This window comes from Pedobacter sp. R-06 (genome assembly GCF_049913135.1).
Lineage (GTDB): Bacteria > Bacteroidota > Bacteroidia > Sphingobacteriales > Sphingobacteriaceae > Pedobacter.
Genome location: NZ_CP183977.1, coordinates 596334 through 620838, shown reverse-complemented (window position 1 = coordinate 620838; position 24505 = coordinate 596334). Strand labels below are relative to the sequence as shown.

The window sequence follows — 24505 nt, the reverse complement described above, 5'->3', positions numbered from 1 at the left end:
ATAAACAATTAATTAATCAGTTTGGCATTTTTGATGCTTATTGGCGGTGCATAACTAGCATCCTTTTGCTCCAATTTCAAAATCCCTTTAACCCGGATAGGTTTTTCACTATACGGTAGGGCATTTTCCATCTCTATCATAATCATTACCGGAATACCATTCTGCCCACAAAAATAACATTGGTTAATGGGCAGGGTAGCCAAAAGAAATTTCTGTTGTTTCTGTCCACTTTTTATAGGGATCAGGTAACCTGTTAAATCGAACTCCCTATTCTCAAAACGCCTGATCGATTCAGTAAACAGGGGCAAAAGTTCATTCTTTTCGGTAAGTTCAAATTTCACCGAGCCGATTACATCCCAGTTTAAAGATCGCAACTGATCTTTTGGGTTGTGCTTTTGCGTTTGTGCGGCAACTGAGCAAACCGAAAACAGAGAGAAAATAAAATATAAAGTTCTCATCGTTTCGCAGCATCTAAAAGAAAAAAAGTAGACCGGCTATCACCGGAATCGTTGATTATAAATTTCCCCCGAAGTATAATGGGCTCATCGGCCCAGGTAATCGGTTTTAAAGTCTTCACTTCAATCATCGAAGGGATATCGCCCGTACCGCAATATGGACAGGAGGCAATAGGCATGATGGAAAACATAAACTCGCTGAAACTATTGCCAACTTTAGTAGGGATAATATACCCGGGAAGTTCGATTATCTTATTATGGATTGCCTTTAATGCAGGTGGAAAAACAGCTTGCCAAACCAATGGTTTTACCTGCTTATCGTATTTTAAGCCGATCAGATTCCATGTGGGCGTGCGCATATCGGTATGTACATTTACCTGGGCAATAGCCGTAAAAGAGATCAATATCGATAAAACCGTTATATATTTTTTCCTCATAACTGTTTTGCGTTTAAAAGAAAAAATTCGCTCCTGTCATCACCCGAATCGTTAATAATGAATATCCCGCTTAGTTTGATCGGTTTTTCGGTAATGGGGATAGCCGTCACCATTTTCACCTGCACCATTGATGGTATATCGCCCGAGCCACAGTACGGACAGGAGGCAATAGGCACAATAGAGAGCATAAATTCGCTAAATTTTGCTCCTACCTTTGTAGGAATGATGTAACCGGGCAGCTCGATAACCTTATTATGTAATGCCTTTAATGCCGGTGGAAAAACGCTTCCCCATTTCTTTGGAGCAATTTCGGCATCGTACCTTAAACCGATCAGGTTCCAGGTAGGCGTGCGCATGTCGGTATGCACCTTAACCTGCGCCGCTACTACGTGGATAACTAAACATGAAACAACCAATAAAACCAATTTCTTCATCATATTAACCTCAACCGGATTATCTGTTTTTGGTTAAAGTTTCGGCAATATCAACTTTATAAATCTGCATAGCAGGTATAAGCGACGCCAAAGTGCCGATAAACAACCCGATCCAGATTAAATATATTTCCTGTGGAATTGCAGTAAGCCCGGTTAGTTTCGCCTGCGAAGATTCCTGGTAGGCTCCAATAACCTCAAGCGCAACATGACCAATCAACAAACCCAAACAGGCACCGATAAACGTAACCAAAACCCCTTCAAAAATGACCAGGAAAAACAGTTTCGATTTTGATGCGCCCAGACAGCGCATAATGGCCAGATCGTATTTTCGCTCTTTCATTGCGTTATAAAGGCTGATAAAAATACTCAGTGCGGCTATGCCCATAATAAATATCGCAAACCATTGCAGCGTATCAATACCAACGCCGATCAGCGAAAATAACCTTGCACTTTCCATCGCCGGAGAGGCTGCCTGCATGTTTGTACTCTGGTTAACCATCCGCGGGAAAAGAATTACCGACATTGGCGATTTATACTGGATCAGCAAAGCTGTAATCTGTTTATCGTTAATCTCACTGGCTTCTTCCCCAACGGCATGGCTATGGGTCTGCTTCTCTTCGTGCATTTTATACACACTGCCAATATTAGTGAGGATCAGATTATCAGTTATATTTCCCTGCGGTTTTAAGATCCCTTTTACCTGGTAGGCATGTTGTTTATGAACATCTCCATTCCCGGTTAAACCATGTGCGCCGAAAAAAGAATCACCAATCTTGAGCCCCGATTTTAATGCAACAGTGCTACCAAGTGTTACTTCTAAATCTTTATGCCAAAAACTGCCCTTTTGAACAGATAAACTGTAAAGATTGGAGAAAGTACTATCGGTGCCAACAATCCGGTAGCCGTTATAATTATCGCCTAATGCCAAAGGAACGGCCCTTTTAACCATGGGGTTCTGCATTAATTTGTAAGCATCTTTAGCCGGAATATTTCCTGTTGGATAATCGATATGATAAACGCTGCTTAATATCAACTGTAAGGGGCTTCCTTTTGCCCCCACAACCAGATCGATATCCCTGGCATTTTTCTCCAGTTTGTTGCTAATCTGTGTAGAAGCCAAAAAAAGAATAGACAGGATACCCACACCAAAGGCAACTAAAATAATATTCAAAATTGTTGTTAGCTTATTCCTGACGAGGTTTTTGCTACTGATTTTAAAGATATTCATTAGAGTAGATAGGTTTTAGTAATGTGGTTCCGAACCCTTTGGTCGTGCGTGGCAATGATCAGTGCAGCTCCATTATCTTTAGCCTGGCTAGTCAGCAGCTGGATTACCTGATTCGCATTTTCATCATCTAAGCTAGATGTAGGCTCATCAGCAACTAACAGATCGGGTTTGTTTACCAATGCGCGCGCCACCGAAACCCTTTGCAACTGCCCCTGACTTAATTGGTCGGGATAATTTTTAGCCAGCTCGGCAATATCCAGATCGTGTAAAAGTGAAAGATTCCGTTTATGATCTATAGGTAGCCCAGCCATTATCGCAGCAAGTACCAAGTTATCAAGCACATTAAGTGAACGAATAAGATGCGGCCTTTGAAAAATGATACCGATATGTCTTCCCCTAAACCTATCCCGCCCTCTTGCAGGTAAAGTATATAAATCGGTTCCATTAATTAAAACTTCACCCTGGCTTGGCTCCAAAAGACCAGAAATAATATTAAGCAGCGTGCTCTTTCCACTGCCAGATGCACCAAGTAAAAGCCAATGCTCCATATCGGCGATTTCCCAGTATGGAAATTTTAATCTTCTCCCCTTCTCATAAACATGTGCCAGTGAACTGATCTTAATCATGATGTAACACCTTTTGCACTTTTTTAACTACCAGATTTTTGATGGCATAACGCCTGTAAAGTTCTATTCCATCATTTGTACCGTGTTTACAGGCAGGATTTAACATGGTGATGAACAACAATGCAGGGGTAAACAGGATTTTATAATTCTTTGACATATAGTTAATAAGGATAAATTTTAGTGTTGATGATCTATGGGGCATGACTTGAGCATTCTTAAATTGATGTAATGGGCAATTGCAATGGTAAATCCACCAAGCGGGATCAAAATTGGCTCTAGCAGATCAATTCCCAAAAAATGCCCGAATGCAATGCAGGCAAAGCCCGAAATAAGTACCAGGATTGGTATAATACGGTGATGTTGTTTCCGGTAGGCAGCACTTAAGCTCCAGATACCAATAATCAATGAAACTGCAATCATCGTAATTTCAATCGCTTCATTGGCCAGGAAACCCATTCCCCACATCGGCAAAACAGTGATCAGGAATGGTAATGCTGCACAATGTATGGCACAAAGTGTTGAGGCGGTAATGCCGATCCGGTCGAGGTTGATTTTATAGCTCCGTAGTTTCATTAAAATAAATTTAGTCCGCAAATATAAAAGCAATATAGTTGCATTTAAAATAATCCGGATTATATTTGCAACATAATTGCATTAACATGATAAAGAAATTACCTGTAACCGTATTGAGTGGTTTCCTGGGCAGTGGTAAAACAACGCTGCTCAATGCTATATTGAGGAATAAGCAAGATTTAAAAGTAGCCGTTATTGTGAACGATATGAGCGAGGTAAATATCGATGCGGCTATGGTTAAAGATCAGCACACCTTATCTAAAACCGATGAAAAACTGGTAGAGATGAGCAACGGCTGCATTTGCTGTACCCTGCGCGAAGACCTGATTATCGAAGTGGAAAAACTGGCAAAAGAAAACCGCTTTGATTACCTTTTGATCGAAAGCACGGGGATATCTGAACCCATTCCTGTTGCACAAACATTTTCTTTTATTGATGAAGCTTCAGGTATTGACCTGAACAGATTTAGCCGGCTAGATACAATGGTAACTGTTGTAGATGCTTATAATTTTTACAGGGATTTTGGTTCGGCAGATAAACTTGCAGACCGCAACATGGTTGATAATGCAGCTGATAAACGCACTATTGTAAACTTGCTTACAGACCAGATCGAATTTGCCAATGTAATTTTATTGAACAAAACAGACCTGGTAAGTGATACCGGTATCAAGGTTCTTAGGGCGCTGATTTCTAAACTGAACCCAAGTGCCAAGATTTATCAGACACTTTTTGGAGAAATAGATCCGGCTATAATTTTAAATACAAGGCTGTTCGATTTTGAATCTGCATCTGAAGGAGCTGGATGGAAAAAGGAGCTCGAAGAAATCCATCAGCCCGAAACCGAAGAATATGGGATAAGTTCTACCGTTTTCCGCTCCAAAAAACCTTTTCACCCTGAAAGATTATGGCATTACATCAATAAGGAATTTCCACAGAATATTATCCGTTCAAAAGGCATATTCTATCTTGCTGCCATGCCAGAGCAAGCCATTAATTTTTCGCAGGCGGGCGGTTCCTTACGCATCGATGTGGCTGGCGTTTGGTGGGCAAGTATGCAACAGCACGAACGTGAACAATACGTAGATTACCTGGAAAACAGAACTGAAATTGATGCAGATTGGGATAACGATTTTGGAGACCGTAAAAATGAACTTGTTTTTATTGGACAGGAAATGAATAACGATGAGTTAAAAAAATCGCTCGAATATTGTCTGTTAACTGATACAGAAGTAAAAAATTATAAAACAAAAAACACCTTTAAGAACCCTTTCGAGCACGTTTTGCATTAAAATGACATAATAGTCGATGAAATGAACAAAATGGTAGTTTTTCGATGATATTCTTAGGTTTTATTTTGTGTAAATTTGATTTATCCAACCAAACTTACGCTTATTATGGAACCCTCAGAAGAATTAACTTTAGTTAAAACCCGCTTATCTTGCCCGAAGTGTAAAAATTTCGAAACCTATAGGGTGCCAAGGGGTTTTCTCTTTAAAACGCTTATGCCGTGGATTTCAGTTAAGAGATACAAATGTTATAAGTGTTTTAATAAGTTTTACGTATTTAATTAACATCTATAAGTTAACATCTCATTTAAGCCACTTTAGTGGCTTTTTTCGTTTCAGGGTGAAACGTTTCGCTAAAGCAATTCGCATTATTTAAGCGCGGCATGCTGCAGTTTTTTAAATACATATTCTTTATAACTTGCACCAATAGGCAGTTCTTTTGTGGCGATTTCAATATCATAGGCGGTAAAAGCGGTTATTTTTTTCAGGTTAACTATAAAGGAGCGATGTATGCGCAAAAATGCCTTGTCCTGAAGTTCAGTTTCCAAATCACCGATTTTATATTTCGCTGTGATTTTTTTATCTGTACAATGAATTACGATGTAATCTTTTAAACTCTCTACGTACAATACCTCTTCCTTATTCAGATTATGGAACTTACCTCCCGCTTTTATATAAATAAATTGCTGCGTGGTAAGGGGTGATAATGTCTCAGCTTTAACAATAGGGCTTCTTAACCTTAAATAACGGTCTACAGCTTTAAAAAAACGATCGAAAGTAATGGGTTTTAGCAGATAATCGATCAGATCAAGGTCGTAGCCTTCTATTGCATATTCCCGGTAAGCCGTTGTAATAATTACAGCAGGTGGATTTTTTAAGGTTTTAAGAAAATCAATGCCTGTAATCTGCGGCATTTTAATATCCAGGAATAAAAGATCAACCGGTACAGTTCTGAGCATTTCCAATGCCTTTATCGCATTTGAGCAGGTGCCCACAACCTCAAAAGTATCTAGCTGATCAATATGGTTTTGGATCAGCTGGATAGCCAGGGGCTCATCATCAACTAAAAGACATTTTACTTTCATAGCTATTCTGTTCTTTACTGATGTTGTTTTTTAGGTTAATGTGCAGCAAAACTACAAATATATCATCATGAGTAGTAATGCTTAAATCGTACTGCTTTGGGTAAAGCAACTGAAGCTGTTTGGTTATGTTATTTATCCCGATCCTATCTTCTTCTTTTTGCCTTCCTGGCATAAAACCATTGGAAACCATAAAACGGAAGCGGTTTCCGCTCAGTTTTAAATCTATATTAATTACAGGATGGCCAATATCTTCTCCGGCTCCATGTTTAAACGCATTTTCAACCAGAGATAGTAAAATTAAAGGGGCAATATTGGTATCATGATCTATAACATGGGTAAAATTTACTTCTAAACGGCCACCGTATCTTAATTTCTCCAGCTCTATGTAGTTTTCAATCAGTGTAATTTCTGCCGATAAAGGCACATACATACCATTGCACCTGTATAATACATGATCGAGTATTTCGGATAAACCTGCGATTGATTTTGAAGTAACCGGAGAGTTAACCAGCGAAAGTGAGTAAATATTGTTCAGCGTATTGAAAAGAAAATGTGGGTTCAGCTGCGCCTTTAGTGTTTTTAATTCTGTTTCTGCCCTTTCTTTTTCTAAAGAAAGTTTATGCTGCTGCACAATGTACTGTTCTTTGATCAATTTAATAAAAGCAAAAATCCATGCGGCAGAAAAAGTTAACGGAAAGTAATGGGTAATCAGTGTAGGCACATCTATTATAATTTCCAGAACAGACTCCTGGCCAAACGGCGGTGTTCTTATAATGGGTTCCAAAATATGCACTACCACAATTCTTGCACATACACAGATAATATAACTGCCTAAAAAAAAATAAGCTGCAATCGGGTAATAATTTTTCGCCGTAATCAATCTGGGAATGATGATATAAGCCAAAAAATAGGAAGCAATAATGGTAAATAAAATATAAAAAGTATGCCTGACGAGTATATTATTAAAATCATTGTATTCTCCTACATCGTACCGGTTAAAAAACACAATCGTGGTAGCCAGCCAAAAAATAATATGGCTGAGAAACCGGTGCGCGGAACTAAACTTGGCTATCCTCTCAATTAATGGCATCAACACAAATATACAATTCTTGTGCATTCGATTCCACGTAGTAGACGAACAGGGCAAAATTACATACCGATACATCCAATTAGATGATGAAATGGGTTAAGGTCTAAAATACGTCTTTTTGGGGGCCATGCTTACCTATACGGCTTCAAACGGATTTTGACTTTGTGCTACTAACCATATTGCAGAAAATTTAAAACAAACCATGAATCAGATCAAGCGATTGTGCTTCCTACTCCTTTTATTATCGGCCCTGAAAAGCTTTGCGCAAACCGAAGTTAAACTTACCGGAAGGGTTACAGATGAAAAAACCTTAAAACCGCTCGAAAATGCAGGTATTAAACTCTTATCGGTAAATGATCAAAAAATTTTAAAAAGCACAGTCACAGATAGCAGGGGCGATTTTACGCTCCTCACCCAGCCTGGCAGGTTTCACATTAAAATCGAATTTGTTGCCTACAAAACACAACTGCTCGAAAACAGAGAAATAATCCAGGGCTTTAAACTTGGAGACATTATCCTGAAAGAAGATGTTCAGTTGTTGAAATCGGTCGATGTAACAGCGGAGAAGACCACCGTGGAGCTGAGTCTTGATAAAAAAGTATTTAATGTAGGCAAAGATCTAATTTCAAAAGGTGGCTCTGCCAATGATATTTTAAACAATGTTCCTTCAGTAAATGTAGATGCCAATGGCGCCATAAGCCTGCGCGGAAATGGAAGCGTACAGGTATTGATTAATGGAAAGCCATCTATGCTGACCAATAACAATGGTTTAGAACAGATACCTGCCAGCAATATCGAAAAGGTAGAAGTAATTACCAATCCATCTTCGAGGTACGAGGCCCAGGGTGGTGGTGGCATTATCAATATTGTATTAAAAAAGAATACTTTGAGTGGCTTTAACGGCTCAGTGCAGGCAGGCGTAGGCGATCCGGCAAATTACAACGGCAATTTAAACCTGAGCTATAAAACCGAAAAAATCAACCTTTTTAGTAACATCGGCTATCGGTACCGGAACCTCTATGGATCGGAACAACGATACCAAAGCGTTTTAAACAATGGGATACAGACCATATTAAGACAAAATAACGAGCAGGGTAGAAACGATGATCTTTATAATGTATACCTCGGAATGGATTATTACATCAATTCCAAAAACACTTTAACCGGAAGTTTTTATCATGATTTGCTGGTGAATAAAGATACCACCAATTACCGGTACAATTATTATAACAAAAACAATGTACTCGATAGTACAATTAACCGTTTCGAGAATTACAGAGAGCCGCAGAAATACAATCAGCTCGAACTGAATTATGTAAAAACCTTTGATAACAAGGATCAAAAATGGAATACGAGTTTACAATATGTTTTCTGGAATGATGATGAAAACCAGGACATCACCCAGCAAAAAACTTTCCCGGCCTTAATAAGCACAAGCCGTTTAACATCAAGAGATATCGAAAGCAGCGATGCGCTATTTATTCAAAGTGACTTTGTAGGCACTTTTTCCGGCAGTTCGAAATTTGAGGCTGGGATAAGGGCGAATATCAGGTCCATCAGAAGTGATTATTGGGCAAAAGCGGATGATGTACTGCTCCCAGCCTATGACAATAAGCTCAAGTACAATGAGAACATTTATGGTGCTTATTTTCAGTATGAGAACAAATTCAAAAAGTTTAACTACCTGCTGGGTTTAAGGGCTGAACTGTCGGATATCGGTATTTCAGACCGGCAGGGCTCTTTTCAGGCTTCAAAAGATTATATCGATCTATTTCCTACCGCAAATATTACCTATAAACTGCAAAAGAATACAGATCTGCGTTTAAGCTATAGCAGACGGATAAACAGGCCACAGTTCTGGCAGTTAAATCCGTTTTCAGGCTTATCCGATACCAGAAACTTAACAGTGGGCAACCCCGATTTAAACCCCATGTATACCAACTCGTTTGAACTTGGTGTATTACAAAGACTGGGAAAACTCACTTTCAACCCATCGGTTTATTACAAACATGCCACCAACTATTTTGAATTTATACTCAAGCAATCTGCTAATGGTTTTGTGAATACCCCTGTTAACCTCGATTACGAAGACCGCTACGGACTGGAAATTTCAACCACCTACAATCCCCTATCCTGGTGGCGGTTATCGTGGGATTTTAATTATTACGCTTTTAAGCAACAGGGTACCTTTGAGAATAAAGCGTATGGATCTGAAGATCATACCTGGTTTACCCGCATCAACTCGCGGATGAAATTTCCAAAGAGTTTTTCGATAGAATATATTTTTAACTACAGGGCCAAAAACACCGACATCCAATCGGTTAATAAAGCGCAGTACCGTGCTAACATCGCCCTTAGTAAAGACCTGTTTAAAGATAAAGTTTCAGTTACTTTAGCGGTAAACAATATTTTCGATTCGTTTATCGATAAGCAGATCACCACAACAGATACCTATTATCTAGAATCGAATTTTAAAGGAATCGGGAGATTAACAACCGCAACACTGGTTTACCGCTTTAACCGTAAAAAAGATGAAAAGGACAGGTTACCAGATCAGGACTGAGTCAAAAACAAATTTAGTTTAAAATAAAAGCATTTTGGAAGCTATATTAGCCTGGGAAAGGTAGTTTTTTTTATGGAAAGCGAACTTTATAGCCTTTATGTAGAAAAATTGACCAAAAACTGCTAATTTTGACATACAGGATTAATCTTAATCAGAAATGCCAAGTTTGAATCTAATATCAAAGCGATTAAAAGATCTATCCGAAATCTCGGATAAAAAGGAGACCATATTTCTGCACGATATCCGTAAAGAATTCCGACAGGATCTCCAGCATTTTATTTTAGGAGAAACCTTGATGATCAAAGATGGGAAACCTGCTATCGGGAAAAATCTTTATAGAAACTGGCTTCTTAAAATTAAGACTAAAGGCTTTGATTATGATATTAAGTTTCTTTAATGGAGATTTCAGCAAAATTAAAAAAGATTGATCGCCTAAAAAAAAAATTGGATGAAGCTGGTACAAACAAAGAGTGGGATCAGGACTTCATTGAAAAAATCAAGATCGATTTCACTTACAACTCAAATAAGATTGAAGGTAATGCACTGACATACGGGCAGACCATACAGTTACTTAAAGAATTTGTCGCTCCAAAAAACACATCTACAGGAGACTGTCTCGACATATTAAACCATCAACAAGTATTAGATGAGGTTTTTGAGCAGTATCAAGCAACTCAAATCACTGAAGCCAATATAAAACGATTTCATAAAACCCTGATGAAAAGCCCAGACCAGTGGTCTGACTCCATTCACTATGATCCAGGTAAATACAAAATATTAGAAAATGTAACTACAAGATCATCTGGAAAAATACATCACTATAAGCAGCCTACGGAAGTGTCTGCAGCTATTTCTGATTTAATAACTGATACCAACCACCGTTTGTCTGTTTTAATTCCTAATGGTATTGATGATCATATCTTAAAAATTGTAACAGACTTCCATTTTCAGTTCCTAAACAATATTCACCCCTTTGGTGATGGAAATGGAAGAATTGCGAGGATCATTATGAACATCATCCTACTTAAATATAAATACCCACCAATTTTCATAAAACCGATAAATAAATTGGATTATATGAACAGTTTTGAGGCGAAAGAGAATAGCCCAGGATCAATGCTCAGCTTTATGGCCGATCGACTGATCGAAAGCCTTAAGATTAAAGAAAAATTTCTAAAAACCAATTGACCTCTAATTTATTAGAACAACACTAATTATTTACTTCCGGTCGGGTAACTGCATTAAAGATTTCGTACATTTTATTTTTGATCCCCATTCCTCTTACAGTGCCTAACACTAAAAAAATGAGGGCAAAAGGAAAAACCTCATAACCAGTAGCCCATCCCATGCCAAAAATCGCTAAAACAGCTAAAATTACTCCATAAATGGACACCGAAAATAGGAATTTTAAGTTTTGTTGATCATTGGTCTTTAACACTTCAAAACTTCCGTTTTCTATTCTGTGCCAGTGATAGCCGATATATGTATTATGAACATTGTTCCAACCGTCCTCAAACCTGATCACATCAGCAGATTGTTTTATAATCTCATAATCCAGTTTTCTTAATTCTTCGCTGATACGCTTTAATAAAAGCTCTTGCGGGAGATCAACTTCCTGTTCAATTTTAAATTCGAGCCCAATGAATAGATCTTTTATTTTCAGTTTCATTGGGCTTGAAAATATTATTCAGCGATTAAAAGGAAGTAGTTTTTCTTTCCTTTCTGAACGACAATGAATTTGTCGTTTATCAAATGATCTGCAGTAAAGATCTGAGCCATTTCAGCTACCTTCTCTTTGTTTACAGAAACGCCTCCTCCCTGAATGGTTTTCTTGGCCTCTCCTTTTGACGGAAATATAGCTGATTTTTCGGCAAGTAAGCTTGCTGCATCAATTCCAGCGCCAAGTTCTTCAATTAAGATCTTATATTGTGGTATGCCATCAAATATATCAAACACCTCTTTATCAGATAAGCCTTTTAAAAATTCCAATGATCCGTTTCCGAACAAAAACTCAGATGTTTTAATAGCTGTTTCTAAAGCTTCTACTGAGTGGGTTTTTATGGTGATATCTTCAGCTAAAGCTTTTTGAAGGATACGCAAATGCGGTGCAGCATCATGTTCCTTTTCCAAGGCTTCTATTTCTTCCTTATTTTTAAGGGTAAAAATGCGGATCCATTTTTTCACATCGTCATCTGATGCATTTAACCAAAACTGGTAAAATTTATATGGAGAAGTTTTCTCTGAATCTAACCAAACCGCACCACTCTCGGTTTTACCGAATTTGGTTCCATCTGCCTTTTTAATCAACTGGGTGGTAATGGCATAGGCCGTACCAGCGTCTTTTCTTCTAATGAGCTCCGTACCGGTAACAATATTGCCCCATTGATCAGAACCGCCCATCTGCACCAAACAGTTTTCGTTTTTCCATAAATGATAGAAATCGTACCCTTGGATCAACTGGTAGCAGAATTCAGTAAAAGATAGACCAGAATCGCCTTCCAAACGCCGTTTAACGCTATCCTTTGCCATCATGTAGTTCACAGTAATGTGTTTACCTACATCCCTGATAAAGGTAAAAAGATTCATATCCTTAAACCAATCGGCATTGTTAACCATTACTGCGCCATTTCCACCTTCTTCAAATTTTAAGAATTTAGATAATTGCTTTTTCATCCCTTTCAGGTTGTGTTCGATCATTTCAGCTGTCTGAAGATTACGCTCATCAGATTTCCCCGATGGATCGCCAACCATACCTGTAGCCCCACCAACCAAAGCAAACGGCTTGTGACCAGCATTTTGAAAATGAATCAGTGTCATGATCTGCGTTAAGTGCCCAACATGCAACGAATCTGCAGTAGGGTCGAAACCGATATAACCAGAAGTCATACCCTCATTTAACTTTTCCTCAGTATTCGGCATAATATCATGCAGCATGCCACGCCATCTTAACTCTTCAACAAAATTCGTCATTGTACAAACACTTTAATAATGTGCGTGCAAAGATAAAATTTTAGCTTAGTTTAAAGCAAATTAGTTGGCTTTGTAAATGAGTTATCGCAATTGCGCTTTGCAATCCTCTATCCTTACCAATATTTTACCATTCGTTCTTTACAACCATACAAGAAAACATTACCTTGCAAGATGAACTTTTTATCCCATTATTATTTCGACCGGACAAATAATGATGCCAACGTGGTAATGGGAACGGTTTTGCCCGATCTGATTAAAAATGCGGCAAAAGAAGCAAATTTATACCCCCAGAAGAATGAATTCCTGTTTAAAGGAAATCCTGATGAAGAAAATCTGCTTTTTGGTTGGAAAAGACATTTAGCCGTCGACCTGCTTTTTCATTCTTCTAACTTTTTCTTTGAGAAAACCACCGAACTTAAACAGCTTATTAAGCCCATTGTAGAAAATACTGCTGTGCGTCCTTCCTTTCTTGCACATATTGGCTTAGAACTTTTATTGGATCATCTATTGGTGGAGCACAACCTGGTTCAGGTGAATCATTTTTACGATAAACTCGATGCGGTAAAAAAAGAATCGTTAAGTGATTTCCTGGAGCACTGCAACCTGAAATATCCAGAAGTATTTTTCAACTTTCTAGAAAAGTTCATCAGCAGTAAATACCTGCTGAGCTACCAAAAACTCGAAAACATCAGTTATGCCCTTAACAGGATCTGTATGCGTTTATGGCCAGAAACATTGAGTGAAATGCAGTTGCAACAACTCACTTTCGAACTTGGGATTTTTAAAGCGGTTTTACAAAAAGATTTTATGGATATTTTTAAGGAAATTGAGAAAAAACTGGTTTGATTATTTTGATATATTTGGAAAAAACCAAATAACTAAATGAAAATTAAACTAATTCTCTCCTTATCAATCATTTTTTTGCAGTTCAACACCTTTGCCCAGCAGCAGATTAATGTTATCAAAAAACCAATGTGGAACATCAAGGCCTCTTATGACAGCAGGTATGGTACAAAGGTAGACTTATCCGGTAACGCCATCGCCATGATTGTCGACATGCCTAAAGCTGACTTTGCAGTGGTTACCGTTGATGATAAGCTCAGTCAGAGATGGCTTACAACACTTACTGGTTTTCCAATGGCCATTGGAAAGTTTAAAAGCAACATTATGGTTGTGGCCTCCACAGACCGTAGCTACTTTAAAAGTTTTGCTAATCAATTTGTCGCCTATCTGCTGGAAGAAAAAACAGGCAAAATACTTTCACAGAAGATAATTTATGATGGCAGCAAAGATTTCATTGAAGCACCGGAATTCTTTTTCTCTAATGATGGTTCCTATTTCAAAATGGCTAGTAGGTTAACAGGGGCAAAACGTAAAGTACATGTTGGATTACCAGTGGTTGGTATTTTAACTGCCCTTAAAATAGAAAAGGATTTTAATGAATCGCAAAGCTACACCGTAATCGATTTTAATGATAAGCTGGAGCAGATCCAAAAAATGGAACCCGACATGCCAGATGGGGATACCTGGAAGGCATCTTGTGGCGATGATGGAAGCTTTATCATCAGTACGGTCGATGCTTCGAAAGGAAAATGTAATGTGGCCATTTATTTGAGCAGTAATCCCAGCCCACTTAAAACAGTGAGCATTCCTTTGGATGCTTTTAACCAGGATGAAATATCGTCGATAAGTTTTGCGAGCAGTAAAAAGCCGCTGGTAAATTACATTGGCATATTCTACAAAAATGCGAACAAGGAGCGTTCAACACTAATTGCAAGAATCGATTTCAATAATGGTACCTATACCTCAACAAAGGAAGTTTTTGATAAAGCGCACATTAAAGAATTACAAAAATCTTTTGTACCGGTTAATAAAAAATTCGATAACCTGGAGTTCTCTGATGCTAAATATATGAACATCAGGCATATTTCAGAATATAACAATACGCTTCTGGTTGCTATTTCCCCAAAACATAGCGTTTCCAGCAGTCATGGTTCGTTTACATCAGACGGATCAGTCTTAATGAATGGATATGATGCTCAGATGAAACCACTTTACCACCAGTTTATGCCACGTACTTATGCAAGCGGAACTATGGGAGAAGGTTCTGAATTATCATTTAACCAAGCAGAAAATACGCTCCGGATTCTGGCCAATCAATCAGATGGTGGTTCTGTTGCTACCATGTATGCAGAAATGGATCTTAAATCGGGCGCAATAAGCAAGATCAATATGATCCCGAAAGACGAAATCAAAAATTCTTATTATGCCAATACAGAATCGATCAGCTGGCTAAATAACAGTTTTGTTATTCCATTCGTTGAGCGTATGGGCATTTTTAGCAAGAAAGTAGATTTACAGCTTTTACAACTAAAATATTAATCACTCTGCTCCTTTTTCTATATTTGTCTTATGTCGCTAACTGCAGTAAAAGAAGAAATGGATGCCCTGGTGGCCGAATTAAACCAGCACAATTATAACTATTATGTGCTGGCTATGCCCACCATTGGCGATTATGAGTTTGATAAAAAATTAAAGCACCTCGCAGAGCTCGAAAAAGCAAATCCCGATTTGGCTGATCCGAATTCGCCTACCCAGCGTGTTGGTGGTGATATCACCAAAAATTTTGTTACGGTAAATCATAAATACCCCATGTTATCGTTGGGGAACACCTATAATGAACAGGATCTCCGCGATTTTGACGAACGCATCCGTAAAGCCATTGGCGATAATTTCCAATATGTATGTGAATTAAAATTTGATGGCCTGTCTATCAGTCTTACGTACGAAAATGGCAAACTTTTACGAGCTGTTACCCGTGGCGATGGTACCAAAGGTGATGATGTGACCAATAATATAAAAACCATTCATACCATCCCGCATCAAATCAAATCAAATGCAGCACCTGAACATTTCGAAATCCGTGGGGAGATCTTTATGCACAAGGCTGCTTTTTTACGTCTGAATGCTGCCCGCGAAGAACTTGGCGAAATCCCTTACGCAAATCCCCGTAACTTTGCATCAGGCACGATTAAAATGCAAGACAGCAAGGAAGTAGCTAAACGTCCCTTAGATGGTTTTATTTATTTCTTATACACCGATAAAAATGAATTCAAAACCCATTGGGAAAGTTTAAATGCTGTAAAAGATTGGGGGTTCCATGTTTGCGAACATAACCGCCTTGTTTCTAACATCGATGCAGTTCTGGAATTTATCCACCATTGGGAAAACGAACGTTTTAAATTAAGCTATGACATCGATGGTATTGTAATTAAAGTGAACAGTTATGCACAACAACAAGAACTGGGTTTCACCTCCAAATCTCCACGTTGGGCCATTTCATATAAATACAAGGCAGCAGAGGTTGAAACTGTTTTAGAAAAAGTAACCTATCAGGTAGGGAGAACAGGTGCAGTTACGCCAGTTGCCAATTTAAAACCTGTATTATTGGCGGGCACCACGGTTAAACGCGCCACATTGCACAATGCGAACGAAATAGATCGTTTAGATTTACATGAAGGCGATACTGTTTATGTAGAAAAAGGTGGTGAAATTATCCCAAAAATTATCAAGGTAAATTTAGATAAGCGATTGCCTGGCGCTATAAAGGTTCAATATTTACACAACTGCCCCGAATGTGGAACAGAATTAATCAGAAGAGAAGGAGAAGCAGTTCATTATTGCCTTAACGATGAGGGTTGTCCGCCGCAGATAGTTGGAAAAATTCAGCATTTCATTTCACGAAAGGCCATGAACATTGATGGGCTCGGTGACGAAACTATTGAAACCTTTTATAAACATGGCCTTGTAAGGCACATCAGCGATTTATATACGCTGCATCAAAAATCAGATCAACTGAAAACCTTAGACCGTTTCGGAGAAAGATCGATCGAGAACATGCTCGCAGGAATTGAAAAGTCGAAGGAAATGCCTTTCGAGAAAGTACTTTTTGGCTTGGGTATCCGATATGTTGGCGAAACAGTTGCAAAGAAAACTGCCGCTGGGGTAAAGAATATCGACAACCTTTCCAAAGCTACTGTAGAGGAATTAATTGCCATTGATGAGATCGGTCAGCGGATTGCAGAGAGTATTGTTGAGTATTTTGGAAAATCTGAGCATTTACAGCAGGTAGAATTATTAAAATTAGCCGGATTACAGTTCGAAATTGAAGAAAAGCTAATTACGCTTGATAGTGATAGGCTTATTGGAAAAACATTCGTAATTTCGGGCGTTTTTGAGAACTTTAGCCGCGATGAGCTAAAAGACATGATTGAAGCCAATGGCGGCAAGATGCTGAGCGGTATTTCGGGCAAATTGGATTACCTGGTAGCAGGCGACAATATGGGGCCATCGAAACTGGAAAAAGCGAATAAACTAAACGTTCCGATCATCAGCGATGCCGAACTTTTAGAAATGATAGGTGGGTAGTTACCACAAAGACACTAAGAACACAAAGTTAATTGATTAAAAGCATCCCTATTGCTTAAAAATAAACTATTTTAATACATTAAGGGATGACTGAAAATGAAATTGCTAAATTAATTGTTATGCTGCCTATCAGGTTCATGTTGAACTAGGCCCAGGATTATTAGAGTCGGCGTATGAAGCTTGCCTAATTTACGAATTGGTTAATGCTGGATTGCAGGTTTCCAATCAAATAGATCTTCCTGTTTATTACAAGAACACAAAGCTTTATTGTAATTACAGAATAGATATTTTGGTTGAAGGAAAAGTGATTATTGAAGTGAAAGCCGTAAGCATCCTTAAAGATGTTCACTTGGCACAAACAATAACGTACCTAAAACTTTCGAACTGTAAGTTAGGGTTACTCATTAATTTTAATGAGACGAAGATAAAGGATGGAATACAAAGAGTTATAAATGGCTATTTATAACCAAAAAAAATAAAACCCTTGGTACCATTTGTGGCTCTGTGGTAAAACAAAAAGCGTTCTCATTAACTTTAATGAGGCAAAAGTAAAAAACAGAATAAAAAGAGTTATAAATGGCTATTTATAACCAAAAAAATAAAAACCTTGGTGCCCTTTGTGGCTCTGTGGTAAAACAAAAAGTAAATTATATAATGAACAAATTTCAGGGTACTGGTGTAGCATTGGTTACGCCTTTCAACACAGATGGATCAGTTGATTATAACGGCTTAAAAAACCTGATTAATCATTTGGTAGACGGAGGGATAGATTACCTCGTTTCTTTAGGTACAACCGGCGAAACCGCTACAATGACCAAGGACGAGAAGAAGAAGGTGTGGGCCTATACTGCTGAAATTAATAACAATAGATTACCTTTAGTTGCCGGCATAGGTGGCAATAACACTTTGGCTATTGCTGAAGACATTAAATCTTTTGATACTGCTGGTTATAGTGCAATTTTATCGGTTAGTCCCTATTACAACAAACCTACTCAGGAAGGAATTTATCAGCATTATAAGTATTTAGCTGAAATTTCTCCTTTAGATTTGATTTTATACAACGTACCAGGCCGTACTGGAAGCAACATGAGTGCTGAAACCACCTGCAGATTGGCGTATGATTTTAAAAACATCATTGCGACCAAAGAAGCTTCAGGAAGTTTCGATCAGTTTAACCAGATTATGAGAGATAAACCTGCAGATTTTCTTTTAATCTCTGGTGATGACCCGGTTACTTTGCCAATGATCGCTTTAGGTGCTGCGGGGATTATTTCTGTAATCGGAAACGCTTTACCTAAACAATTTTCCGATATGGTGAAACTTTGTTTAGCTGGCGATTATAAAGCAGCCTTGCCTGCCCATTTAAGCTTAATAGAATTTACTCGTTTGGCTTTTGCTGAAGGTAATCCGGCAGGAATAAAGGCGGCATTAAAACATTTAGGTGTTTGTGGCGATACGGTAAGATTGCCATTGGTTAAAGCTTCTGAATCGCTAGAAAAATCGATCATTGCAGAAATAGAAAAACTAAGCGAGGTAGCCTAAACGTTACCCCCATTAATATTTTTTAGAACAGATTGTTTGATTTTGCTGAAAAGTAAATGAAGACAATCTGTTTTTTGTGTGTAAATAAAAATCACGCAAATAAATCATATAATAATCAACACCTTAAAACAGAGCTCAAAAACTATAACGCTATAAAAGTTTTAGGAATATTAAAGGCATCATTATTGAATCGGCCTCTGTACACACAAATACACACACATGAAAAAATTAGTATTAATTCCCCTAGGCTCGACATGACAGAATCTGAAGAGAAATTGTCTTTATAATACAAGCACTTTTTTTAAGATGCTAAGCGATCAATTTATTTCTTCTTTCCATCAGCAGGTTATCCTGCCAAACGCCTTTGGCCTTTCCTATTTTTTCGCGATAGCCCACTAACCGGAAGCCTGCTTTTTCATAGATTTTCAACAAAGCCGAATTTTGCAAAAATATCCCGGCCTGAAGCATCCAAATGCCTTTATTTTCGCTTTCTTTAATCAGGGCATCTAATAATAAAGAACCTACCCCCTGCCCTTTATAACCATGTTTAACATACACTTCAGTCTCACCTACCCTCCCAATATCATAATTCGCCGATACCGGCAAAAGCGCACACCAGCCTATAATTTCTTTACCTTTGCAGGCCACAAACCTACAAGCTTTAAGGTGTGACGAATCCCAGTCTTCCCAGGAAATATCAGGGGTCCTAAAACTCGCTGTACCGGTATCGATTCCTTCCTGATAAATGGCACTAACCTCACCCCAGTCCACAGCACGCATTATTCTTATCATAGTTTTAATCAATTGTGGCTAAAAAAGCCAGTGAAAGCTATATTGTTAATATTTATTGAACGAAATTAGCCAATCAGGCTTCTTCTGGCGAAGATTACAGGAGCAAGTTTGTCCTGAATTATAAATCAATACAACTCGTCTGCAAAAAGCTACCTAAAGCGCCATTTCTGTAACAGAAACGTTAAACTAAAGTTTTTCTTTCATAATATGCTTTGAATATTCAACAGGACTCATGCCAACTAATTTTTTAAAAGAACTATAGAAAGCACTCCTGGAAGAAAAACCTGCGCTATAAGCCAATGCCTCTAGCGTGAAATTTTGCATAATCTCCGGATTGCGGATACTATCCTTGATCCAGTTTACCCGATACTGATTAATATAATCAATAAAGCTTTTATTGAAATAGCTGTTTAATACAATAGAAAGTTCATGGCTGCTCAGGCCTATTTTTTGGGCAAGAGTATGAAGTCTGATATCTTTGTGCCTAAATAATTGATGCTTGTTTACATAGAGTTCCAATTTCCGCCCACTTTCTTCCAAATCCCTGCCGCGCACTCCTGGTTTTGAAAAATTTTTCTTGATAGATAAAAGTGTAGAAGCCTTAACATTCAACAAAGAAGCTACTAACGCTAAGGGGAGGCGGTCTAAATAACCTGGATTGGTTTTGGCAAAATACAGGTACCTTTCCTTTGCATTTCCGACCCGTATGATATGCGCTCTCTGTTGGGCATCCTTATAATATTTTTCTAAAACTACCCTAAAGATGTAATTCAGCTCGAAGTGGTGCGCAAAAAGGCGGTTGAGTTCATTATTGTGGATGGCCAATAGATCTGTATCTTCAACAGCAACTACGTATTCCTGAGAATAACCAGACCCATGAAGACCGGATATCGAACTTACAAAATCATTTTCAACTGAGATATAGGTGGTTATTTTTTGTTTATTATGAGTGGTACAGCCCATTAATGCCCCTTTAACAATAAAATAGATGTATTCGCATACTTCGTTCTCATTGAACAGTATTTGGTCTTTTTTAATACTTAGCCTTAAGAGGTGGTTCTCAAATTCTTCTTTCAATTTAGCATCTACAGCATGTACCCTACTGAGCACATTCAACACATAGCCCACTTCTTCACTTTCTGCTTTATTGTATTGCAATTGCTTCGACACCTTATACTGTTTAATAATGTTATCACTTCATATCAAATGATTGGCGCACCTAAAGCATTCTATTTACTTTGCCTTACACAAAGTTTCCAGTATATCGTAAAATCAAAAATTCTGCTTAATATCTGTAATATAAAAGACTACTTGGAGCAAATAAAAAGAAAGCTAAGAAAACTTATGCAGTGATGGCGAATTTGTCTTATATATTTTACAGTAAAGATGATATTTAGTGATAAATAAGAAAATGTTCTTGCACAAAAAAGCCCCAGAAAATATTCTGAGGCCTTCATTATAATATTTTGGTCGCTTAAGCTTTATTTTTGGTTTCCTGAACTTCTAAACGGATGGCCTGAGCTAAATTTTTCAAATCCTGCATACCCTTGCGTACACGGGTTCCAGCTGCGCTGTTACCTTTGTTATAAAATTTGTCTGCATCAGCTTCTAAAGCTGCCACTAAACTTTTTACTTCTTCGAATTTTTTCATTTTTAATTACTCCTATGGTTCTTTAAGGTTTTAGTTTTTAATTATCTACTCTAATTTAAAGGGTTTGGCGAAATAAAAAAATTTTTAGAACAATAAAAAACAGCCTTCTACGCCATTTTTTTCCACATTCTATGCTTTTATAAACATATTTCCTGCAAAAAACTACATCAAGTAACTGAAATACAGATTTTTACAAAAACAACTTCAACAAAAAAGCCCTTTAAATGCATTTAAAGGGCTTTGTAAAATTTTCACTGACCTTAAACGGTAGCGAAAAGATTCTCTTTATAATATCCGTTTTCTAATTTTTCAGCAACTTCGCTAAAAGCATCTAAAGTACGTTGTACATCTTCTAGTGTATGAACAGCTGTAGGGATTAAGCGGAGTTCGATCATACCTTTTGGAATTACCGGATAAACTACGATTGAGCAAAAGATGCTATAGTTCTCGCGTAAATCGTAAGTAATTGCAGTGGCATCAGAAAGTTCACCTTTTAAGAAAACCGGTGTAACTACCGAATCGGTAACACCTAAATCGAATCCGCGTTCGCGTAATCCTTTTTGCAGGGTCATTGCAATTTCCCAAAGTTTATCTTTTAGCTCAGGCTTGCTTTTTAGCAATTCTAAGCGTTTCAACAAACCGATTACCATAGGCATTGGCAATGCTTTAGCAAAAGTCTGAGAACGCATATTATACCTTAAAAAATTGGTAATTTGCTCTGTTGAAGCAACAAAAGCACCAATACCAGCCATAGATTTGGCGAAGGTTCCAAAATAAACATCAATTCCATCAATACAATCTTGTGCCTCGTGTGTACCTGCACCGGTTTTACCCATTGTACCGAAACCATGCGCATCATCGACCAGGATACGGAAGTTGAAATCTTTTTTAAGATCAACAATTTCCTTCAATTTACCCTGAGCACCGCTCATTCCAAAAACACCTTCGGTAATTAAAAGAATACCACCACCAGTTTCTTCAACCAGTTTGGTAGCACGCTCCAACTGCTTACGGGCACTTTCAATATCATTATGTTTGTAAACAAATCGTTTACCCATGTGCAAACGTAATCCATCTACAATACAGGCATGCGATTCTGCATCATATACCACAACATCATTCCTGTCAACCAGAGTATCGATAATAGATACCATACCCTGGTAACCGTAGTTTAATAAAAATGCATCTGGTTTACCCACAAATTCTGCAAGTTCTTGTTCCAGCTGCTCATGATAGTTTGAGTTACCGCTCATCATACGGGCACCCATAGGGTAAGCCATACCAAATTTTGCGGCAGCTTCTTCATCTGCCTTTCTAACTTCCGGGTGATTGGCTAAGCCTAAGTAGTTGTTTAAACTCCAAACCAAATGCTCTTTTCCACGAAACTGCATGTGAGGTGCAATTTCTCCCTCTAATTTTGGAAATGAGAAATACCCATGAGACCATTTCTGGTGTTGGCCAAGCGGCCCCATGTGCTTTGCTATCTTATCAAATATATCCAATGTATTATGTGTTTTTTATAATAAAATTTTGCGAATTTAAGCTTTATTCGTCTTAAAATCAACCTAATGATCCTTTAGGTGTTAATTAAGATTTTTTAACACTCCAATTTTATGCCAAAAAAGCCCCGATTTTACTTCGGGGCTTTAAAATTATATTTGGTTTGTTTTAATCAACGTTATCGTGCAAGAAAGAATTGTTAGGCCTGATCTCAGTACCACCGTCTTGATCGTTGCTTAAAGTAAACCTACTCACCTGCGATTCGGAAGAATGCTGAACCTGTTGCAACTGCATTTGCTTGCGTTTATAAGCAGGTTCGTTTTCCAATTCCTGTAAACCATTGGTGGTGCGCAATTTCATACTTAAATCTTTCAAACGTAAGATACGTTCTTTAGATTTTTTCAATTGCTCTTCCATCGATTCATCACTTTTGTCGTCGTCTAAACCTACAACTGGCATTTCGATTTCTGGTTCAGGCTCAGGCATTGGCGGCATTTGGGCAACCGGTGTTTCGAACACAAAATTAGTTTCAGCTAATTTTACTTCAAACTCAAAACCAGTTTCCTGTGTTTCTTCTACCCGAGGTTCTTCCTCCATCAAAGTGTGGCGAACCACATTATTTTCTGGCTCCTGAACTTTTTGAGGTTCCGATTTATTGAACATACCACCAAAAAGATCTGCCTGCGAAACTTCTTCCTTCGTTTTTAAAACAGGCTCATAAGATGGCGTTGTTTTAGGCTGGATGAAAGAGTTTACTGGTTCAACGGGACGAACTAGCGGTGCTTCTTCAGGTGTTAAAAGTGATATTTTCTTTTTATTTTTTTCTTCGTTTACGCGTTCTTCTGATGTTTGGAAACCTGTAGCAATAATGGTTACTGAAAGTTTATCACTTAAAGATTCGTCGGTACAGTTACCCCAGATCAAATCAGCCGATAAACCAGCTTTCTCCTGAATGTAATCGGTAATGATCGAAACCTCATCCATGGTTACTTCGCGCAGACCAGAACTAATATTCAATAAAATATAACGGGCACCTTCGATTTCATTATCTTTTAACAATGGAGAAGCCAAAGCGCCTTCAACAGCCTGTAAAGCACGGTCTTCGCCCTCAGCAGCAAAACTACCCATGATGGCTACACCACTATCTTTCATTACTGTACGCACATCCTTAAAATCCACGTTGATATAACCTGGCACTGTAATAATCTCTGCGATACCTTTTGCTGCAGTTGTTAAAATGTCGTCGGCCTGACCAAAGGCAGAACCTAAGGTTAGGTTTCCGAAGATTTCGCGCAGGCGATCGTTAGAAATTACCAGGTAAGAATCTACGTATTTCTTCAACTCTTCCATTCCTTCATCTGCCTGCAGCCTACGTCTTTTTCCTTCGAAAGAAAATGGTGTAGTAATGATGGCAACTGTTAAAATATCAAGTTCTTTAGCTGCTTTCGCAATGATTGGAGAAGCTCCTGTTCCGGTACCACCGCCCATTCCTGCTGTAATAAAAAGCATTTTGGTTGTACTACCCAACATGGCCTTAATATCATCTATATTCTCTATAGCTGAGTTTTTACCAACCTCAGGGATAGAACCAGCCCCCATTCCTTCAGTTAAGCTAGCACCTAATTGTACCTTGTTAGGTATCGGGCTAGATTCCAAAGCCTGGGCATCTGTATTACAAATAATAAAATCCACACCAGTAATACCAGACAGGTACATATGGTTCACTGCGTTGCCGCCACCGCCTCCAACACCAATTACTTTGATGATTGAAGACTTATCTTTTAACATTTCGAACTGCATATCTTTATGAATCAGTTGTTTAAAAATTTTTAAATTCTGTTCATT

At 38.1% G+C, this 24505-nt stretch carries 24 protein-coding genes; 8 read left to right on the top strand and 16 right to left on the bottom strand.

The genetic code is table 11. The annotated features are described in order from the left end of the window. Positions 1-8: 8 nt before the first annotated feature. The 7 genes from ACN9MR_RS02520 to ACN9MR_RS02490 are packed head-to-tail and all read right to left on the bottom strand — an operon-like array spanning position 9 to position 3753. Entirely contained in the window at positions 9-458 is a 450-nt protein-coding gene (locus ACN9MR_RS02520; RefSeq protein ID WP_426328108.1) for a hypothetical protein, read from the bottom strand. Then, entirely contained in the window at positions 455-892 is a 438-nt protein-coding gene (locus ACN9MR_RS02515) for a hypothetical protein (protein WP_426328107.1), read from the bottom strand. Before ACN9MR_RS02515 ends, ACN9MR_RS02520 begins: the two co-directional genes overlap by 4 nt. Further along, complete coding sequence (locus ACN9MR_RS02510) at positions 889-1329, bottom strand: hypothetical protein (protein WP_426328106.1); 441 nt, start codon at positions 1327-1329, stop codon at positions 889-891. Before ACN9MR_RS02510 ends, ACN9MR_RS02515 begins: the two co-directional genes overlap by 4 nt. Positions 1330-1345: 16 nt before the next feature. Continuing rightward, a complete protein-coding gene (locus ACN9MR_RS02505) occupies positions 1346-2554 on the bottom strand; it encodes an ABC transporter permease (protein WP_426328105.1) in 1209 nt (402 codons plus the stop codon). Then, the gene (locus ACN9MR_RS02500; protein ID WP_426328104.1) at positions 2554-3180 is read right to left on the bottom strand and encodes an ABC transporter ATP-binding protein; all 627 of its coding nucleotides are present in this window, start codon (positions 3178-3180) and stop codon (positions 2554-2556) included. Before ACN9MR_RS02500 ends, ACN9MR_RS02505 begins: the two co-directional genes overlap by 1 nt. Next, complete coding sequence (locus tag ACN9MR_RS02495) at positions 3173-3337, bottom strand: hypothetical protein (RefSeq protein WP_426328103.1); 165 nt, start codon at positions 3335-3337, stop codon at positions 3173-3175. The genes ACN9MR_RS02500 and ACN9MR_RS02495 overlap by 8 nt, the downstream gene beginning before the upstream one ends. 20 nt (positions 3338-3357) lie before the next feature. Continuing rightward, positions 3358-3753 carry a MerC domain-containing protein gene (locus ACN9MR_RS02490; protein ID WP_426328102.1) on the bottom strand — a complete coding sequence of 132 codons (396 nt, stop codon included), beginning with the start codon at positions 3751-3753 and terminating at the stop codon, positions 3358-3360. An 86-nt stretch (positions 3754-3839) separates the two neighbouring features. Between ACN9MR_RS02490 and ACN9MR_RS02485 the strand changes: the two genes are divergently transcribed. Next, positions 3840-5042, top strand: coding sequence for a GTP-binding protein (locus ACN9MR_RS02485; protein ID WP_426328101.1), 1203 nt, complete (start codon positions 3840-3842; stop codon positions 5040-5042). Positions 5043-5407: 365 nt separating this feature from the next. On the opposite strand, the gene ACN9MR_RS02480 is transcribed toward ACN9MR_RS02485, so the two are convergent. Together ACN9MR_RS02480 and ACN9MR_RS02475 are read right to left on the bottom strand one after the other, a co-directional pair. Then, positions 5408-6124 (bottom strand): LytR/AlgR family response regulator transcription factor, encoded by a 717-nt coding sequence (locus tag ACN9MR_RS02480; RefSeq protein ID WP_426328100.1) that lies wholly within the window; start codon positions 6122-6124, stop codon positions 5408-5410. After that, positions 6099-7214, bottom strand: coding sequence for a sensor histidine kinase (locus ACN9MR_RS02475; RefSeq protein WP_426328099.1), 1116 nt, complete (start codon positions 7212-7214; stop codon positions 6099-6101). The genes ACN9MR_RS02480 and ACN9MR_RS02475 overlap by 26 nt, the downstream gene beginning before the upstream one ends. A 202-nt stretch (positions 7215-7416) precedes the next feature. On the opposite strand from ACN9MR_RS02475, the gene ACN9MR_RS02470 reads away from it, so the two are divergent. After that, positions 7417-9777 carry a TonB-dependent receptor domain-containing protein gene (locus ACN9MR_RS02470; protein WP_426328098.1) on the top strand — a complete coding sequence of 787 codons (2361 nt, stop codon included), beginning with the start codon at positions 7417-7419 and terminating at the stop codon, positions 9775-9777. Between the two features lie 396 nt (positions 9778-10173). Further along, entirely contained in the window at positions 10174-10965 is a 792-nt protein-coding gene (locus tag ACN9MR_RS02465; RefSeq protein WP_426328097.1) for a Fic family protein, read from the top strand. 22 nt (positions 10966-10987) lie between these two features. On the opposite strand, the gene ACN9MR_RS02460 is transcribed toward ACN9MR_RS02465, so the two are convergent. Both ACN9MR_RS02460 and tyrS read right to left on the bottom strand, forming a co-directional pair. Beyond that, positions 10988-11446: a hypothetical protein gene (locus tag ACN9MR_RS02460; protein WP_426328096.1), complete on the bottom strand. Its 459-nt coding sequence runs from the start codon at positions 11444-11446 to the stop codon at positions 10988-10990. Between the two features lie 14 nt (positions 11447-11460). Beyond that, a complete protein-coding gene (gene tyrS / locus ACN9MR_RS02455; protein ID WP_426328095.1) occupies positions 11461-12747 on the bottom strand; it encodes a tyrosine--tRNA ligase in 1287 nt (428 codons plus the stop codon). A gap of 171 nt (positions 12748-12918) precedes the next feature. Between tyrS and ACN9MR_RS02450 the strand changes: the two genes are divergently transcribed. The 5 genes from ACN9MR_RS02450 to dapA all read left to right on the top strand — a co-directional run bounded on the left by ACN9MR_RS02450 (position 12919) and on the right by dapA (position 18717). Continuing rightward, positions 12919-13593 (top strand): ACP phosphodiesterase, encoded by a 675-nt coding sequence (locus ACN9MR_RS02450; RefSeq protein ID WP_426328094.1) that lies wholly within the window; start codon positions 12919-12921, stop codon positions 13591-13593. A gap of 36 nt (positions 13594-13629) precedes the next feature. Continuing rightward, entirely contained in the window at positions 13630-15129 is a 1500-nt protein-coding gene (locus ACN9MR_RS02445; RefSeq protein WP_426328093.1) for a hypothetical protein, read from the top strand. Between the two features lie 30 nt (positions 15130-15159). Next, positions 15160-17175 (top strand): NAD-dependent DNA ligase LigA, encoded by a 2016-nt coding sequence (gene ligA / locus ACN9MR_RS02440; RefSeq protein WP_426328092.1) that lies wholly within the window; start codon positions 15160-15162, stop codon positions 17173-17175. 109 nt (positions 17176-17284) lie between these two features. After that, on the top strand, positions 17285-17641 hold the full coding sequence (locus ACN9MR_RS02435; protein ID WP_426330212.1) for a GxxExxY protein: 357 nt from the start codon (positions 17285-17287) through the stop codon (positions 17639-17641). A gap of 188 nt (positions 17642-17829) precedes the next feature. Further along, positions 17830-18717 carry a 4-hydroxy-tetrahydrodipicolinate synthase gene (gene dapA, locus ACN9MR_RS02430; RefSeq protein WP_426328091.1) on the top strand — a complete coding sequence of 296 codons (888 nt, stop codon included), beginning with the start codon at positions 17830-17832 and terminating at the stop codon, positions 18715-18717. A 309-nt stretch (positions 18718-19026) separates the two neighbouring features. On the opposite strand, the gene ACN9MR_RS02425 is transcribed toward dapA, so the two are convergent. The 5 genes from ACN9MR_RS02425 to ftsZ form a co-directional block, all read right to left on the bottom strand. After that, entirely contained in the window at positions 19027-19509 is a 483-nt protein-coding gene (locus tag ACN9MR_RS02425) for a GNAT family N-acetyltransferase (protein WP_426328090.1), read from the bottom strand. Between the two features lie 186 nt (positions 19510-19695). Then, positions 19696-20679 (bottom strand): helix-turn-helix domain-containing protein, encoded by a 984-nt coding sequence (locus ACN9MR_RS02420; protein ID WP_426328089.1) that lies wholly within the window; start codon positions 20677-20679, stop codon positions 19696-19698. 304 nt (positions 20680-20983) lie between these two features. Continuing rightward, the gene (locus ACN9MR_RS02415; protein ID WP_090982499.1) at positions 20984-21160 is read right to left on the bottom strand and encodes a histone H1; all 177 of its coding nucleotides are present in this window, start codon (positions 21158-21160) and stop codon (positions 20984-20986) included. A gap of 260 nt (positions 21161-21420) precedes the next feature. Beyond that, complete coding sequence (locus ACN9MR_RS02410) at positions 21421-22662, bottom strand: aminotransferase class I/II-fold pyridoxal phosphate-dependent enzyme (RefSeq protein WP_057932618.1); 1242 nt, start codon at positions 22660-22662, stop codon at positions 21421-21423. 166 nt (positions 22663-22828) lie between these two features. After that, positions 22829-24460, bottom strand: coding sequence for a cell division protein FtsZ (gene ftsZ, locus ACN9MR_RS02405; protein WP_426330211.1), 1632 nt, complete (start codon positions 24458-24460; stop codon positions 22829-22831). Positions 24461-24505: the final 45 nt, after the last annotated feature.

Excerpts from the sequence above, each read along its gene's own strand:
- ACN9MR_RS02520 (WP_426328108.1), bottom strand. The coding sequence starts at position 458 with ATGAGAACTTTATATTTTATTTTCTCTCTGTTTTCGGTTTGCTCAGTT.
- ACN9MR_RS02515 (WP_426328107.1), bottom strand. The coding sequence starts at position 892 with ATGAGGAAAAAATATATAACGGTTTTATCGATATTGATCTCTTTTACG.
- ACN9MR_RS02510 (WP_426328106.1), bottom strand. The coding sequence starts at position 1,329 with ATGATGAAGAAATTGGTTTTATTGGTTGTTTCATGTTTAGTTATCCAC.
- ACN9MR_RS02505 (WP_426328105.1), bottom strand. The coding sequence starts at position 2,554 with ATGAATATCTTTAAAATCAGTAGCAAAAACCTCGTCAGGAATAAGCTA.
- ACN9MR_RS02500 (WP_426328104.1), bottom strand. The coding sequence starts at position 3,180 with ATGATTAAGATCAGTTCACTGGCACATGTTTATGAGAAGGGGAGAAGA.
- ACN9MR_RS02495 (WP_426328103.1), bottom strand. The coding sequence starts at position 3,337 with ATGTCAAAGAATTATAAAATCCTGTTTACCCCTGCATTGTTGTTCATC.
- ACN9MR_RS02490 (WP_426328102.1), bottom strand. The coding sequence starts at position 3,753 with ATGAAACTACGGAGCTATAAAATCAACCTCGACCGGATCGGCATTACC.
- ACN9MR_RS02485 (WP_426328101.1), top strand. The coding sequence starts at position 3,840 with ATGATAAAGAAATTACCTGTAACCGTATTGAGTGGTTTCCTGGGCAGT.
- ACN9MR_RS02480 (WP_426328100.1), bottom strand. The coding sequence starts at position 6,124 with ATGAAAGTAAAATGTCTTTTAGTTGATGATGAGCCCCTGGCTATCCAG.
- ACN9MR_RS02475 (WP_426328099.1), bottom strand. The coding sequence starts at position 7,214 with ATGCCATTAATTGAGAGGATAGCCAAGTTTAGTTCCGCGCACCGGTTT.
- ACN9MR_RS02470 (WP_426328098.1), top strand. The coding sequence starts at position 7,417 with ATGAATCAGATCAAGCGATTGTGCTTCCTACTCCTTTTATTATCGGCC.
- ACN9MR_RS02465 (WP_426328097.1), top strand. The coding sequence starts at position 10,174 with ATGGAGATTTCAGCAAAATTAAAAAAGATTGATCGCCTAAAAAAAAAA.
- ACN9MR_RS02460 (WP_426328096.1), bottom strand. The coding sequence starts at position 11,446 with ATGAAACTGAAAATAAAAGATCTATTCATTGGGCTCGAATTTAAAATT.
- tyrS (WP_426328095.1), bottom strand. The coding sequence starts at position 12,747 with ATGACGAATTTTGTTGAAGAGTTAAGATGGCGTGGCATGCTGCATGAT.
- ACN9MR_RS02450 (WP_426328094.1), top strand. The coding sequence starts at position 12,919 with ATGAACTTTTTATCCCATTATTATTTCGACCGGACAAATAATGATGCC.
- ACN9MR_RS02445 (WP_426328093.1), top strand. The coding sequence starts at position 13,630 with ATGAAAATTAAACTAATTCTCTCCTTATCAATCATTTTTTTGCAGTTC.
- ligA (WP_426328092.1), top strand. The coding sequence starts at position 15,160 with ATGTCGCTAACTGCAGTAAAAGAAGAAATGGATGCCCTGGTGGCCGAA.
- dapA (WP_426328091.1), top strand. The coding sequence starts at position 17,830 with ATGAACAAATTTCAGGGTACTGGTGTAGCATTGGTTACGCCTTTCAAC.
- ACN9MR_RS02425 (WP_426328090.1), bottom strand. The coding sequence starts at position 19,509 with ATGATAAGAATAATGCGTGCTGTGGACTGGGGTGAGGTTAGTGCCATT.
- ACN9MR_RS02415 (WP_090982499.1), bottom strand. The coding sequence starts at position 21,160 with ATGAAAAAATTCGAAGAAGTAAAAAGTTTAGTGGCAGCTTTAGAAGCT.
- ftsZ (WP_426330211.1), bottom strand. The coding sequence starts at position 24,460 with ATGCAGTTCGAAATGTTAAAAGATAAGTCTTCAATCATCAAAGTAATT.